Source organism: Chenggangzhangella methanolivorans, assembly GCF_019797865.1.
GTDB classification, from domain to species: Bacteria; Pseudomonadota; Alphaproteobacteria; order Rhizobiales; family Methylopilaceae; genus Methylopila; species Methylopila methanolivorans.
This window is the reverse complement of record NZ_CP081869.1, coordinates 4543569-4558448: the sequence shown is the minus strand read 5'-3', so window position 1 is coordinate 4558448 and position 14880 is coordinate 4543569. Positions and strand designations below refer to the sequence as shown.

Annotated in this window: 8 protein-coding genes and 5 pseudogenes; 3 read left to right on the top strand and 10 right to left on the bottom strand. The window is 69.9% G+C overall.

Translation table 11 applies throughout. The features are described from left to right. Nucleotides 1-51: 51 nt before the first annotated feature. Nucleotides 52-1361: pseudogene (locus tag K6K41_RS23840) on the bottom strand (OmpP1/FadL family transporter). Between the two features lie 293 nt (nucleotides 1362-1654). Here K6K41_RS23840 and K6K41_RS23835 point away from each other — a divergent pair. From K6K41_RS23835 to K6K41_RS23825, 3 genes and pseudogenes are all read left to right on the top strand, one after another. After that, nucleotides 1655-2552: pseudogene (locus tag K6K41_RS23835) on the top strand (fumarylacetoacetate hydrolase family protein). Nucleotides 2553-2657: 105 nt separating this feature from the next. Then, a complete protein-coding gene (locus K6K41_RS23830) occupies nucleotides 2658-3938 on the top strand; it encodes a hypothetical protein (protein ID WP_261402549.1) in 1281 nt (426 codons plus the stop codon). Next, nucleotides 3935-4423: a calcium-binding protein gene (locus K6K41_RS23825; RefSeq protein WP_261402548.1), complete on the top strand. Its 489-nt coding sequence runs from the start codon at nucleotides 3935-3937 to the stop codon at nucleotides 4421-4423. The genes K6K41_RS23830 and K6K41_RS23825 overlap by 4 nt, the downstream gene beginning before the upstream one ends. Before the next feature lie 22 nt (nucleotides 4424-4445). On the opposite strand, the gene K6K41_RS23820 is transcribed toward K6K41_RS23825, so the two are convergent. The 9 genes and pseudogenes from K6K41_RS23820 to K6K41_RS23775 all read right to left on the bottom strand — a co-directional run bounded on the left by K6K41_RS23820 (nucleotide 4446) and on the right by K6K41_RS23775 (nucleotide 14805). Further along, complete coding sequence (locus K6K41_RS23820) at nucleotides 4446-4700, bottom strand: trehalose-phosphatase (protein ID WP_261402547.1); 255 nt, start codon at nucleotides 4698-4700, stop codon at nucleotides 4446-4448. Then, on the bottom strand, nucleotides 4649-5233 hold the full coding sequence (locus tag K6K41_RS23815) for a trehalose-phosphatase (protein ID WP_261402546.1): 585 nt from the start codon (nucleotides 5231-5233) through the stop codon (nucleotides 4649-4651). The genes K6K41_RS23820 and K6K41_RS23815 overlap by 52 nt, the downstream gene beginning before the upstream one ends. 159 nt (nucleotides 5234-5392) lie before the next feature. Further along, nucleotides 5393-6480: pseudogene (locus tag K6K41_RS23810) on the bottom strand (TRAP transporter substrate-binding protein). A gap of 370 nt (nucleotides 6481-6850) precedes the next feature. Continuing rightward, nucleotides 6851-7937 (bottom strand): annotated as a pseudogene (locus K6K41_RS23805) (TRAP transporter substrate-binding protein). Between the two features lie 166 nt (nucleotides 7938-8103). Beyond that, nucleotides 8104-9354 (bottom strand): DUF1513 domain-containing protein, encoded by a 1251-nt coding sequence (locus K6K41_RS23800; RefSeq protein WP_261402545.1) that lies wholly within the window; start codon nucleotides 9352-9354, stop codon nucleotides 8104-8106. A gap of 43 nt (nucleotides 9355-9397) precedes the next feature. Beyond that, complete coding sequence (locus K6K41_RS23795; protein WP_261402544.1) at nucleotides 9398-10447, bottom strand: imelysin family protein; 1050 nt, start codon at nucleotides 10445-10447, stop codon at nucleotides 9398-9400. Between the two features lie 14 nt (nucleotides 10448-10461). Then, nucleotides 10462-11281, bottom strand: a pseudogene (locus K6K41_RS30805) (di-heme oxidoredictase family protein). Between the two features lie 542 nt (nucleotides 11282-11823). Further along, a complete protein-coding gene (locus tag K6K41_RS23780; RefSeq protein WP_261402542.1) occupies nucleotides 11824-13299 on the bottom strand; it encodes a multicopper oxidase family protein in 1476 nt (491 codons plus the stop codon). 219 nt (nucleotides 13300-13518) lie between these two features. Then, nucleotides 13519-14805: an imelysin family protein gene (locus tag K6K41_RS23775; protein ID WP_261402541.1), complete on the bottom strand. Its 1287-nt coding sequence runs from the start codon at nucleotides 14803-14805 to the stop codon at nucleotides 13519-13521. Nucleotides 14806-14880 lie beyond the last annotated feature (75 nt).

The following is a 14880-nucleotide window of genomic DNA, read 5'->3' as shown; positions in this document are numbered from 1 at the left end:
CGCGCGGCGCGGCGAGGCGTTCTTTCGAACGCCTCAGTGCGTGATTGCGCCTCAGTACTTGGTGACGAGCGCCGCCGGGGCTTCGCCGCCGAACTTGTAGCGGACCGCCGCCGAGACGATGTGCACGTCGGACTTCGCCTTGCCCTGGAGCCCCGGGGCACCCACGAGCGGGTCCGGCGCGATGTCGATCTTCGACTTGCCCGGCACGAACACGTAGGAGTAGCCAAGGTCGAAGGACAGCTTTTCGCTGTAATTGTAGCTGCCGCCGGCCGAGAGCCACCAGCGATTGTCGTCGGGCAGGCGCACGTCGCGGTTCTTGGTGCTGATCGGCGACCACTCGTAGCCGACGCCGCCGCGCACCGTCAGGTCCGGCGAATAGGCGTATTCGAGGCCGCCAGAGACGAAGTAGCCGTCGTCATAGTTGAACGGCAGAGTCTGGATCGTGCCGAGGCCGCCGGTCTTCACGTTGACGGTCTTGAGGCGGCTCCAGTTGGTCCATTCGAAGCCGCCGAGGGCGGTGAGCTCGTTTGTCAGCTTCTGGCGGATGCCGAAGGTCACGACTTCGGGCAGCTTCACCTTGGCCTTGACGTCGAAGTCCGCCGGCAGCGGCGGGTTCGGGCCGTAGAGCTTGCCGTCGAGCGTGTGCGAGACCGAGGAGCGGAAGCCGACGCCGATGCTGGTGCCTTCATCGGCTCGATGGTCATGCCGGCCGTGAAGCCGACGCCGATGTCGTCGCCCTTGAGCGTCGCGGAGCCCGCGCCCGGAAGCACGGCGTCACCGGGAACGCCGTTGCCCACGGCGCGCTTCAGGCGGATGTCGAACCACTGGATCTGGACGCCGCCGGCGATCGACAACCAGTCGGTCAGCTGGACGCCGACCGTCGGGGTCGCGTTGATCGAGCGGACGCGCGAGTTGCGCGCATAGATCTGGCCGCCCCAGTTGCTCTTCGGATCGGTGGCGAGGCCGAACGGCGTGTTGATCGAGAGGCCGAGCACCACCGTGTCGGACACGCGATAGGCGCTGTAGCCCGAGGTCAGCGCCGCGACCTTGCCGATGTTGCCGCTGTCGCCGAAGGCCCCGAGCGCGCTCGTGACGTCGATGGTGGAGTCCGGGACGATCACCGAAACGTGCTGCTCGCCCTGGAAATGCTCGACCTGGTTGATGACGGCCGGGTTCCAGAACATGCCGGAGATGGAGTCGCCGCCGCCGGCCGCCATGCCGGCGAACGACATGCCCTGCCCGACCGCGCTCTGCTCGCGCGGCGCGAAGGCGCCGGCGAAGGCCGTCGAGGAGGCGCACAGGGCGCAGAGCGCGACCGCGCCTGACGACAGAATGACGCGACGCTTCAGATTCACCGACATTGTGGTTTCCCGACCCCCGGCTCGGCGTCCCCGTCCCCCGACGCGCCATGCCTTGTTTGACGGCTCCGATTCGACGAAGCCTTGAGCCGAGGGTGCATGGGCGCCGCGGCCGCCGCAACAATGTCGACGCATTTCGTCGCAGTTTCGCCCAAAGCGTGGCGCTCGCGCACCAGTGGCGGGAGGCTCTAGATCGTTAGCCGCGCTCGTCAAAGGCGGCGCGCCGTCATATCGCTACGTCGCTGCCGCTCGGCCTCGACGCCAGGCGCGACAAGAAACGCAAAGGGATGACGATCATGAAGCTGGTGCGGTTCGGAGAGGCGGGCGCGGAGCGTCCCGGGTTGATCGACGCCGAGGGCAAGGTGCGCGCGACCTCAGCGGCGTCATTCCCGACGTCGCGGGCGCGGCGCTGACCTCGGCCGGTCTGAAGCGCATCCGCGACCACGACCCGGCCTCGCTGCCGCTCGCGCCCGAGGGCGCGCGGCTCGGCGCCTGCGTCGGGGGCGTACGCAACTTCATCGGCGTCGGCCTGAACTTCGCCGACCACGCGGCCGAGACCGGCCTGCGCGTGCCGCGCGAGCCCATCCTGTTCAACAAGGCTCCGAACTGCATCGTCGGGCCGGAAGACGACGTCATCCTCCCCAAGACCCACGAGAAGGTCGACTGGGAGGTCGAGATCGCCTTCGTGATCGGCGACCGGGCCCAGAACGTCGCCGAGGAGGACGCGCTCTCACACATCGCGGGCGTGTGCGTCTGCAACGACGTCACCGAGCGCCACTTCCAGACCGAACGCTCCGGTCAGTGGACCAAGGGCAAGGGCTGCCCGACCTTCGGCCCGCTCGGGCCGTGGCTCGTCACGCTCGACGAGGCCGGCGACCTCGACAATCTCGACATGTGGCTCGATCTCAACGGCCGCCGGATGCAGAACGGCTCGACCTCGACCATGATCTTCCGGATCCGTATCTGCTCAGCTACATCTCGAGCTTCATGACGCTCGATCCGGGCGACGTCGTCACCACCGGCACCCCGCCCGGCGTCGGCATGGCGATGGACCCTCCGGTGTTCCTGAAGCCCGGCGACGTGATGCGGCTCGGGGTCCAGGGCCTCGGCGAACAGTCGCAGACCGTGGTCGGCTACCGGCCCGACGACGGCCGCGCCTCGGCCTATCGGACAGGGTTCGACATCGCGCGCTGACCACAACCCTTGGTTTGTCGTTCAATCGTCACGCCGCCGGTCCATAGGCTCGCAACCCTCGCCCACCCTGCTTCCGACGCAGGCGGCGTCTGACAGGAGCGTCGCATGGCCCGTATCAAGATCGGCGAGAACCAGACCCGCACCGAGCGCCTGGACATGGAGGCCGACGACGCGCTGCGCGTGCGCGGCGTGTTCTCCGTATCCGACGAGGACGAGACGGTCCGGTTCGAACAGCCGACCGACGGCGCGACGATCGTGAACTACGGCGTCATGGAGAACCTCGCCGAGGAAGGCCGGGTGATCGTGTTCGACGAGGAGGTGGGCGACAGCCTCACCGCCGAGATCGTGAACTATGGCGAGATGTCCTCTGAGGACGACGCCGTGAAGATCGACAGCGGCGACCTCGTCTCCGGCGAGCTCGCGATCCGCAACGGCGAGGACGGGCTGATCCGGTCCGACATCGGCCAGGGCCTCGACCTCGCCGACGCCAGCGGCGACTTCCGCAGCCTCGTCCACAACCTCGGCGTCATCTCCTCGGGCGAGAACGACGGCGTGAAGATCGGCGGCGTCGGCCGCGTCGTGAACGAGGGTCGGATCTCCGGCGGCGACGACAAGGGCTATTCGGACGGCGCCGACGGCGTGTCGTTCGAGGACGACGCCAAGGGCGTGGTCGTCAACTCCGGCCGGATCGAGGGCGACCGTCACGGCGTCGACGCCGGCGAAGGCTCCATCATCAAGGTGACCAACAAGGCCGGCGGCGTCATCGTCGGCCACAACGGCTCCGGCGTCGGCTCGGACGGCTCCGGAACCGTGGTCAATTACGGCACGATCATCGGCGCGTTCTCCGACTCCGAAGGCTCCGACACGCATGGCAGCGAGGTCGGCGAGGAGGACGGCGGCGGGCCGGACGGGATCAATGACGGCGACGGCGACGGCGTCGACATCGATTTCGACGCCCACATCTTCAACTACGGCGTGATCAAGGGCACGGGCTCGGGCGGAACCGGCTCCGACGGCCTGCCCAACACCTCCGAGGGCATCGCGGCCGGCGGCGGCGAGATCTACAATTTCGACGGCGCGAAGATCACCGGCGCGGACGTCGGCATCCTGATCGACGACAGCTCGCAGGGCGGCGGCACCTTCGAGACGCGCATCGAGAACGACGGCCTGATCAAGGGCGGCACGGGCTTGGCGATCAAGATCGTGGGCGAACAGGACGACGTGATCGTCAACAGCGGCAAGATCGTCGGCGGCGACGGCGTCGCGATCGATCTCGGCGGCGGCGACGACCGGCTCAAGGTCCTCGACGGCTCGAAGATCGTCGGGACGCCGAGGGCGGCGACGGCGGCGACCGGCTCGACTACAGCGATTTTTCGAAGGGCGTGACGGTCAATCTCGACACCGGCAAGGCGACCGGGACCGGCGGCGTCGAGGGCTTCGAGACCGTGCGCGGCTCCGAGCATGACGACCGGCTCGTCGGCGACTCCGGCGCGAACAAGCTCGTGGGCGGCGCCGGCGACGACGTGCTGGTCAGCCGCGGCGGCGCCGACACGCTGATCGGCGGCGACGGCGACGACACGTTCCGCTTCCGCGACGGCGAAGGCGGCGACATCGTCATCATCGAGGACTTCACGGCCGGCCAGGACAAGATCGCGCTCGGCTCGAAGTTCGGCCTAGAGCAGGGCGACCTTTCCGAAAGCGCCTTCACGATCGGCACGGAGGCCAAGGACTCCTCCGACCGCCTGATCTACGACGCCAAGACCGGCAAGCTGTTCTTCGACGCCGACGGCGCGGGCGGCGAGGACGCGGTGCTGATCGCCAAGCTCAAGCCCGGCCTCGACTTCGACTACGACGACGTCGTCATCTCCTGACGCCGCCCCTGCGGCGGCCGGCTCAGTCGGCCGCCGCCAGCTCCGCGAGCCAGGCGCGCATCGCCGCCGGATCGGGCGCCGCATAGGCCGCGACCGATGGCCGGGCGACCTCGCCCACCAGGATCGCGGCGCCGCCGAGCGCGGCGGCCGCCTCGAAGGCGAACTCGTCCGTGAGGTCGTCGCCGCAGACGAGCGGCGTCCGGCCCGCGAAGGGCGGCTGCTCCATCAGCGCGCGCAACGCCGCGCCCTTGTCGATGCCGCGCGGACGCACCTCCACCACCATCTTGCCGGGCTGCAGCTCATGCTCGGGGCGAGCTTTTCGACGAGGTCGCCGACATGGTCGCGCACCTCGCCCTCGCGCTCGGGGCTGGCGCGGAAATGCACCGCGGCCGAAGCCCCCTTGTCTTCGAGCGTGAGGCCCGGGCGCTGGTCGACGAAAGCGCCGAGAGCCGCCGTGAGGCGCTGCGGAAGATCCCCGGCTCCCGCCGCCGCCCTGCCCCCGCCCCGGCGACGCAGCTCCGCGCCATGGAGCGCGGCCGCGGGCAGGCGCAGCGGCGCAAGGATGCGGTCGACGTCGGCGAGTTCGCGGCCCGTGATCACCGCGAGCGCCCCGCCGAGCCGCTCGGACAATACGGCGATGGCCGCGCGCGTCTCGGCCGGCAGCGACACCGCGCCCGGGGTCGCGGCGAGGTCGAGAACCGTGCCGTCGAGATCGAGGAACAGCGCGAGGCCATCGGGATATCCCGTCGGACGCGCGGGCGGCGAAGCGCGGACGGGCGTCTCGCTCGTCGCTGCGGATAGACGAGCCATGGCGACGCTCCCTCGCTACGAATGCTCTTTTGTTTGAGCGCGAGATAGGGGCGGGCCGCCCCCGCGGCAAGGCCGGAAGGCCCTCGTTCCGCAAGCGAAAACGAAAGGGCCCGGCGTCGCCGCCGGGCCCTTCGCGCGAAACGTGCGTCGCGGCGAAGATCAGCCGCGGCTCTGCATCTGCGCCATGAAGCTGTCGAACGGCAGCTCGGCCACGCGGAACCACATCACCTCCTCGTTGCGGAAGGCGGTCTGGCTCTCGTGGATCTTCTTGAAGTGCTCGTTCTTGGCGTAGAGCTCGGCGTAGATGTCCTGGCTCGCCTTGTAGGCCGCCTCCATGATGTCGCGGGAATACGGCCGCAGCTTCACCCCCGACGCCACGATCTCGCGCAGCGCCTTGGGGTTCTGGTTGTCGTATTTCGCGAGCATCGTCTCGTTGGCGATCGCGGCCGCGCCCTTGGCGATGTTCTTGTAGATCGGCGGCAGCTCCTCCCACTTCACCTTGTTGATGAAGAGGTGGATGCAGGGGCCGCCTCCCACCAGCCGGGATACATGTAGTTCTTCGCGACCTGGTTGAAGCCGAGCTTCAGGTCGTCATAGGGACCGATCCATTCGGCGGCGTCGATCACGCCCTTCTCGAGCGAGGGGTAGATGTCGCCGGCCACGATCTGCTGCGGCACCGCGCCGAGCCGCGCCATCGTCTGCCCCGCGAGGCCCGCGATGCGCATCTTCACGCCCTTGAGGTCGTCGAGCTTGGTGACCTCCTTGCGGAACCAGCCGCCCATCTGCGCGCCGGTGTTGCCGCAGGGCAGGTTGACGATGTTGTGGAGCGCATAGAACTCGTCGAGCAGTTCGCGCCCGCCGGAGCGCAGCCAGGCGTTCATCTGGCGCGCGTTCGGGCCGAACGGCACCGCGGTGCCGAGCGCGAAGGTCGGGTCCTTGCCGACATAGTAATACGAGCAGGTGTGGCAGGCCTCGACCGTGCCGTTGGTGACCGCGTTCGCGGCCTCGAGCCCGGGCACCAGCTCGCCCGCGGCGAACACCTGCGCGGTGAAATTGCCGTCGGTCATGTCGGAGATCGCCTTGGCGAAGGTCTCGCCGCCGCCGTAGATCGTGTCGAGCGACTTCGGGAAGCTCGAGGCGATGCGCCATTTCACCTTCGGCATCGACTGCGCGATCGCCGGGGCCGCGAGCCCGGCCGCGCCCGCGGCGCCGACAGCCGCGCTCGTCAGAAACTTGCGTCGTTCCATGGTGGTCTTCCCTCTTGGACACGGCTTGCGCCGGCGCGGACTTATGTCCGTTGTCGCCGCAGCGTTTTTCGCCGCGGCCTGTCTTGCGAGGGCATCGTAACCGGGGACCTGCGACCGGCAAGCACAACTCTTAGGCAGAGAAATCGAGCCGGGACACGCCTGCGGCGGGAGCCCTAAGGACCGCGCCACACACGAAAACGCCCGCGGACAAGCCGCGGGCGTGATCTCAATCAGCGTTCAGACGCCACGGTCAGCCGTCGTCATGCCCGGCGGAGCCGGGTATCCACGACTTGCTGGGAGCGTAGAGCGCTACGCCCAAGTCGTGGATGCCCGCGAATGCGGGCATGACGGCGTGTTTCCGACGCGAATCTCAGCCGCGGCTCTGCATCTGCGCCATGAACGAGTCGAACGGCAGCTCCGCCACGCGGAACCACAGGATCTCCTCGTTGCGGAACGCCTGCTGGTTCTCGTGGATCTTCTTGAAGGCCTCGTTCTTGGTGTAGAGGTCCGCGTAGATCTCCTGGCTCGCCTTGTAGGCCGCCTCCATCACGTCGCGCGGGAACGGCTTCAGCTTGACGCCCGAGGCCACGATCTCGCGCAGAGCCTTCGGGTTCTGGGCGTCGTACTTGGCGATCATCTGCTCGTTGGCGATCGAGGCCGCGCCCTTCACCATCGCCTTGTAGGCCGGCGACAGCTCGTTCCACTTGTTGTTGTTGATGAAGAGGTGGACCGCGAGGCTCCCCTCCCACCAGCCCGGATACATGTAGTTCTTGGCGATCTGGTAGAAGCCAAGCTTGTGGTCGTCATACGGCCCGATCCATTCGGCCGCGTCGATCACGCCCTTTTCGAGCGAGGGATAGATGTCGCCGCCGGCGATCTGCTGCGGCACGACGCCGAGCTTGGCCATGGTCTGGCCGGCGAGGCCCGCGATGCGCATCTTGACGCCCTTGAGGTCGTCGAGATTGTTGATCTCCTTGCGCCACCAGCCGCCCATCTGGGCCCGTGCCGCCGCAGGGCAGGCCGACGAAGTTATGCTTGGCGTAGAACTCGTCCATGAGTTCGTTGCCGCCGGTGCGCTGCCAGGCGTTGAGGTGGCGGCTGTTCAGGCCGAACGGCACCACGGAGCCGAGCGCGAAGGTCGGGTCCTTGCCGACGTAGTAGTACGAGCAGGTGTGGCAGGCCTCGACCGTGCCGTTGGTGACCGCGTTGGCGGCTTCCAGGCCCGGCACGATTTCGCCCGCGGCGAAGACCTGCGCGACGAAGTTGCCGTCGGACATCTCGCCCAGCGCCTTCGAGAACACCTCGGCGCCGCCGTAGATGGTGTCGAGCGACTTCGGGAAGCTCGAGGTGATGCGCCAGCGGATCTTGGGCTGGGACTGCGCGATCGCGGGGGCCGCGAGCGCGGTCGCGCCGGCGGCGCCGACTGCGGCGGTCGTGAGGAATTTGCGGCGTTCCATGAACTTGTCTCCCTGAGCGACGCCTTTGCCGGCGCGCTTCGCCGCTCTGACGACCTGCCGAATGGTCAAGTCCCCGCAAGGTGATGTTGCGGAAGGCGGCAAGGCGAAGAGGTAGAAGACTCCTGTCCCGCGAGCAAGCGCCGGATGCGACCGTCGCGGGTTCGTGTCAGACGAAATTCGCCCGGGACGCCAGATGGTTGTCCCAACGCAGGCGGCTCGCCCGGCGGGCCGTGATCGCGACGCCGCTCTCATGCGCTGCGATGCGCAGCGCCTCGCCGAGCCCGGTCGCGGCGACGAAGCCGCCGGTCGTCCCGTCGGCCGCCACCGCGCAGCAGTCCGGCGCGGGCACGAGGCCCAGACACTCGTCGGTCTCCAGGTCGAACACGCCGACGACGCCGCCGACCGGCCCGGAGGCCGCGAGATAGCGGCCCGAGGCGTCGAGCGAGAGCTGTCCCACATAGCCGCCGAAGCGCGCCGCGAGCCCGTAGTCGACCTCGAGGAAGCGCAGTCTTTCGCCCTCGACGCGCGCCACGAGCGGCAGGTCGCGCGCGCCTTTCGCCGTGTCCTGCGCGCCGACGATGACGCCGCCGCCGGGCGTCGCGACGAGATGGCGGAGCGAGAGCGTCTCCATGCCGTCCTCGAGCGCCGCGACGCTCTCCGCTGCGCCGGTCCCGGCATGGAGCAGCGCGACGTTGGAGCGGGCGGTCGTGCGACCGAGCGCGGCGACGCCGGGCTCGGACTTCGGCTCCTTCGCGCCGTTCGCGACCGCCACGAGGCCGCCGGCGCCGATCAGCTCATGCGGACCGACCCCGGCCGAGGCGAATTCGGCGCGCGGTTGGTAGCCGCCCGCGACGTCGCGCAGGACCACGACGCCCTCGCCCGTCTCGAAATCGATCTCGGCGGTCATGAACGTCACGCCGTCGCGCGAATAGTCGCCGTGGCCGGAAAAGCGGCGCCCCTCGGTGGCGTCGAACGACGCCCGGAGGGTTTCGCCCGCCCCGTCGAGCACGAAGGCGACGTCCTGCGGGCGTCGGCCGACCGCCACCGCCTCGCGCCCGTCCGGCCGCGGGGTGAGCGCATGGACTCGCAAGGCGAGCCCGGCGCCGGCGCGTTCGGAGAGTTCGCCGTCGAGAGCTGCCGCATGGAAGGCGCCGTCCGGGCCGATGGCGGAGCCGAGAACCGCCGGGGCGTCGGCTCTGGCGAGTCGCGACAGTCCGACAAGGGTCGCGGCGCCGAGCGTCGCAAGCGCCTGGCGGCGCGTCAGGGAGAGATGCGCGTGGCCGAAGCCGACTGCGTGCTTCGAGACGGCGCTGCGCGCCTCCTCAGCATGAGGGAGGTTTGGACGTCTCAGAGCCTTCCCGGCCTCAGTTCCATCACCGCCCCTCTCACCTTCCTCATGCTGAGGAGCCGTCCGCAAGGACGGCGTCTCGAAGCACGCAGTTCCTTTCCGCTCCACCGCCTCAATCCCCGTCGAGCGCGTTGAAGCCGAGCGGCACGCCGAGCGCGGGCGCGAGCTTCTGGACGACGTCGGTCTGCGCGGCCTTGAAGCTCGCGACCGCGGCCTCGATCGCCTTGCGGCGCTTCGGCTCGGTCGCCGCCTCGCCGAGGTCGTCCGGCAGCTTCGCGGCCGAAGCCTGGGCCGCCGCGAACGCCTTGGCGTCGGCAGCCGCGAGATCGACGGGCGCAGCGGCGGCGAAGACCCTGGCGAGGTCCGCGACGCTCGCCATCGTCACCCGGATCGCGCGCGCCGAGCGGCCCGAGCGCCAGCCCTCCGCGGCCTTGGCGCGCGCGGCGTCCGCGCTCGATCCCAGAACCGGCAGCAGCTTGACGTCGTTCACCCGCTGCACGCCGCCGGCGAGATCCGTCATCAGCCGGGCGGCGGCTTGCGCCGGATCGGCGAAGCTCAGCGGGTCGCCCTCCCCGCGCTTCAGCCGCGCGAGCGGGCCGGTCTCGGCCTTCCATTCGGTCACGACGTCGGCCGCGATCCCGGACAGGTTTTTGGCGATCGCGACGCCGACCCGGCAACGCGCCGCGGCCTCGCCCTCGGCCGGCTCGTAGAGCACGCGCTCGAGCGCAGGAAACCCCTGCGCCGCGACGCTCACCCCGCGCACCGTCTCGGGCGAGAGGTCGCCGTCCCTGGCCTTGGCGGTGAGTTCGGCGAGCGCCTTCGCCACCGTGTTGCGGCGGTCCGGCCCGAAGAACACCCGGTCGGGCCGCAGCGAGGTGGCGATCGGCCCGGTGGTGACGAACTCGACCGCCGCCCAGCCGTCGGCCGCCGTCTGATAGGCCTCGCGCAGCGCGCCAAGATCGGGCGCGAAGTCGCCGTCCGCGCAGGCCTTCGTCCAGGCGTCAGTCTGCGCGGCCGTCGCTTTGGCGAAAGCCTCGTAGCGCGGCACGATCACGGTCTCGATCGCCTTCACGGCGAGCGGTCCGGGCTCGGGCGTCTTGGCGAGAGCCGGTCCGGCGGGCGCGAGCAGCGCAAGCGTTGCGGCGAGACTGCGCGCCATCATCCGGCTCTCCATCGTCAAAGCCCGCTCACATAGGCGACGAGCGCGTCGCGCTCGCCTTTGGGCAGCGCGTCGAAGCGGCTTCGCGCGCCGGAAGCCTCGCCGCCATGCCAGCGCACGGCTTCCGCGACGTCGCCCGCCCGCGCGTCATGCATCAGCCCGGATCCTTGCGCCAGCGCGCGCGACAGGCCCCAGAGCGGCGCGGTGCGCCACTCCCGGCTCGTCGCCGCGCCCTCGCCGGCGCCGTCGTCGAGATCCTCGCCCATGTCGTGGAGCAGGAGATCGGTGAAGGCCCGCGCCTCGCCGCCGCCGTCGAGCGCAAGGCTCGGCGCATGGCAGGCGGCGCATCCCACGGCGGCGAACGTCTTGGCGCCTCGTCGTCGCCGGCGCGGGCGGCGCAGGGCGGCGCTCGAGAAAGGCGACGAGCCCCGCCATCAGCGCCGGCGCGACTTCGGGCTCGCCGTCCTGCGAGCCCTGCGGCGCGAAGCGGCAGGCGGTCTGCGCGTCCGTGCAGTCGCCAGCGGGATCGGGGCGGAGGTCGCTCGAGAGCCCGAGATCGAGCGCGAAGGCGGCGGCGGCCTGCGCATGGAGCGTCGGCTCCGAGGCCTTCCAGCCGAAGCGGCCGATTTCGCCCGAGGCGAGCCGCGCCACGCGGCCGGAGACGCCGTCGCCGTTGCGGTCGTCGGGATCCTCGCGCTTGAGGATCTCGGCCTCGCTCACCCTCGCCAGCAGCCCGATCCCGGCGAGCGACGGCGCGACGCGGGGCGAGGCGTGGGTTTCCGCAGAGAGCGCGCCGTAGCCGAGATCCTCGACGCTCCAGCGCGGCCGCGGCGGCATGCCGTGCGCCGCCGGATCGAAGCGGACCGCCGCCCGCCCCTCGCCGGCCGCGCCCGAAAGCCCCGCCGGCTGCAGCTGCGCGCCATAGGTCGGGTCGGGCGTTCCGGATGCGTCGCCGAAGCGGATCACGAGGCCCGGATGCCCTGCCGGATCGTCGCGGCCGAGCCGGAAGGTCGTCCGTCCGCCGCTCCCTGCATGGCACGAGGCGCAGGAGCGCGCGGCGTAGAGCGGGCCGAGCCCGTCGGCGCTTTTGGTCGAGGCGGGTGCCTGGACCCAGAGCCGGTCGAACGTCGCCTTGCCGATCGCGACGTCGAGGTCGCGGGCGGCCGCGGGGGCGGCGCACGTCATGGAAGCGATAAGGACGAGGATCGCCGCGCTGCTCCCCTCCCCCTTGCGGGGAGGGGTCGGGGGTCGCTCAGTATGAGGTGGAGCGACAGACGCAGCCTTAAGCGCGACGGCGGCGCTCGATCCTGAACCACCCCCACCCTCACCCTCCCCGCAAGCAGGAGGGAACAGAGAGGTCGCGCTTCGGCCCCGCTCCATCACGCGACCTTCACATAGCCCATCATGCCCGTCTCCTGATGCTCGATCAGGTGGCAGTGGACCATCCAATCGCCGGGCCGGTCGGCGACGAACGCGATGGTGATGCGGTCCTTCGGCGTCAGCAGAACCGTGTCGGCGAAATGCTCGGGCGTGTCCGCGCGCGTCGATTTCAGCACCTTGAACGTGAAGCCGTGCAGATGGATCGGGTGCACGTGCGGCGTCTCGTTGGTGAGCTCGGCGACGTAAGTCCGCCCTTCCCGCAGGGTGAAGAGCGGCGGCGGCACGCGGGAATGGTCGCCCGCAGGCCAGCTTTCGCGGTTGATGCTCCAGTTCACCGTCTCGGACGCGCAGAGGCTGTCGAGCAGCGCCTGGTCGAGCGCGTCGCCGCCCTCCGCCGCCGCCGCGAGCTTCGACTTGCCGCCCGTGGCGGTGGCGAAGGCGAAGGAGAGTCTTCCGGCGCCCTTCAGCTTCGGCTCGGGGATCGCGCCGCGCGACAGCGGCGCCGGGTCGAACGCGCGCGCGGACCTGCCCTCGCCTTCGCCCGCAAAGGTCGCCAGCGTCACGGGCTTGGCCGAGAAATAGTCGACGAGCCTCCCGGTCGCGCCCGGGGCGGGCGCGCGGACCACCACGTCGATCCGCATCGCGGGGCCGAGCCGCCAGTCGGTCAGCGGGAACGGCGCGACGGGCGCGCCGTCGATCGCGACGACCGCGGCCTCCATGCCTTCGAACGACAGGTCGCCGACCCGGGTGGAGTCGAGATTGAGCAGGCGCAGCCGGCAGTCGCCGCCGGCCGGCAGCTTGATCGTGGGCGCCTGCTCGCCGTTGACGCTCCGCACCGTGCCGAAGGTGCCGGCGCGCAGCATGCCGCGGGTCGTCGTGAAGGGCAGCCAGTCGCCGCTCGGCTCGTCGAGCCGCCAGTCCTTCAGCACCAGCACGAGGTCGGCGTCGTAAGGCCTGGTCTCGTCGCCATCGACGATCATCACGCCCGCAAGTCCCCGGCCGAGCTGGGAGACGGTGTCGCAATGGGGGTGGAACCAGAAGGTGCCGGCGTCCGGCGGCGTGAAGCGATAGGCGTGGCGCTCGCCGGGCTTCACCGGCGGCTGGGTGAGATAGGGCACGCCGTCCTGGTCGTTCGGGATCCGCAGCCCGTGCCAGTGGATGGAGGTGTGCTCGGGCAGGCGGTTCTCGAAGTCGACGGCGAGCGTCTCGCCCTGTCTCAGGCGAACGAGGCGAAACAGCTCGTCCCCATAGGTCCAGAGGCGGCTTTCGGGGCCGCCCCGCCCGAGCAGTCTTGCGGGACGTTCGGCGGCGACGAGCGAGACGGGCTTTTCGCCGGTGACGGGCTTGAGGGTCCGGGGCGGCAGCGGTTTGGGAGCCGGTCCCTTGGCGAAGCCCCGCGGCGAAAGCAGCGCGGCGCCCGCGACCGCAAGGCCGCCGCCGAGAAGAGTTCTGCGGGAAACGCCAAGACGCGACATCACAACCAGCCGCCACCACCTTGTCCCGGCCTTGAGCCGGGACCCAGAGCCGACACCATTTCACTCAAGTCCGCGTCCGCCTCTTCGAGAAGAGGTATCGGTTCTGGGTCCCGGCTCAAGGCCGGGACACAAGCGCGGCGTTTTTGGCGCCATGACCTGAAAACGGCCCCGGATCGCAGGCGCATGGCCCGCGATCCGGGACGACGGTTTCCGACGCGCTTACTGCGTGACCTTCTCCGGCGCGTCGAGGCTGTCGGAGCCCTCGACGGTGATCTTCACGCCGAGCTTGGCCACCACCGCCTCGACGCCGCGGGTCTGGGCCACGAGCGCGTCGATCACGTCCTGCACCGCCTTGTTGCCCTCGGCGTTGCCCTCGCCGATCATCTGGTCGTAGGCCATGCCGCTGTCGGCCTTGTCCTTCATGGCCTGCGCCTTGGAGAGCGTCTCGGAGAACAGGTCGGTGAGCTTCTCGGCCTGCTCGGGCGCCTTGGCCTCGGCGTAGGCCTTGATCGAGGGGCCCTCGACCACCGTTCCGACGAGGCGCTTGTAGCGGCCCCGCCAGATCTCCGACATGCCGACGATGTTGTAGTAGTGCGAGTTGTGCGTGTTGTCCGAGAAGCAGTCGTGCTCCTCTTCCGGATCATGCAGGATGAGGCCGAGCTTCATCCGCTCGCCGCCGAGCTCGCCATAGGAGAGGCTGCCGAGGCCGGTGAAGATCGGGGCGAGCGCCGACGGCCCCTTCTTCTTCATGAGCGCCGTCCGGGCCTTGCCCTTGGCCTCCCAGGCCTTCTCCATGTTTGCGAGATCGTCGACCAGCATGCCGGTGACGACGCGCAGATAGTCGGCGCGGCGGTCGCAATTGCCGTGGGTGCAGGCCGCCCCTTGCGCATAGTCGGTGGCCGGACGATTGCCGGCGCCGGGGCCCGTGCCGTTCAGGTCCTGCCCCCAGAGCAGGAACTCGACGGCGTGGTAGCCGATCGCGACATTGGCCTCGACCTCGCCCACTTCCTGAAGCGAGTTCAGGAGCTTGGCGGTGATCTTCGTGGCGTCGACCGTCTTGCGGCCGACCTTGAGCTTGGGGTTCGCGATGACGTTCGCGGCGTAATAGGGGTTCTCGTCGGAGCTGTCGCCGTATTTGGGGTCGACATAGTCGATCAGGCCCTCGTCGAGCGGCCAGGCGTTCACCCGGCCCTCGAGATCGTCCATCGCCTTGTTGCCGAAGCGGTAGGCCTCCGTCTGCTGATAGGCGGGGCGGGCGTCGATCCAGGCCTTGCGGGCGTCGGCGAGCGTGGCGTCGGTCGGATCCTTCAGCAGCGCGTCGACCTTGGCCTGCAGTGCCTTCGCGCCGATCACCGCGTCGCCATACATTGCCTGCGCGACGTCGGCGTAGGTCTTCAGCACGTCCTTGGGCGCAGGCGCCTTGGCCTCCTCCTCGGCGAAGGCGGGCGCGGCGAGCATCGCGCACAGGCCGGCCGCGCCGAGCGCGGCGATCCATCTGGCGGTCATGATCTTCTTGTCTCCTCCGGCGCCCGCGCGACGCCGCGCGGGACACGTCAGGCCGGACGGAACGCTTCGATCACG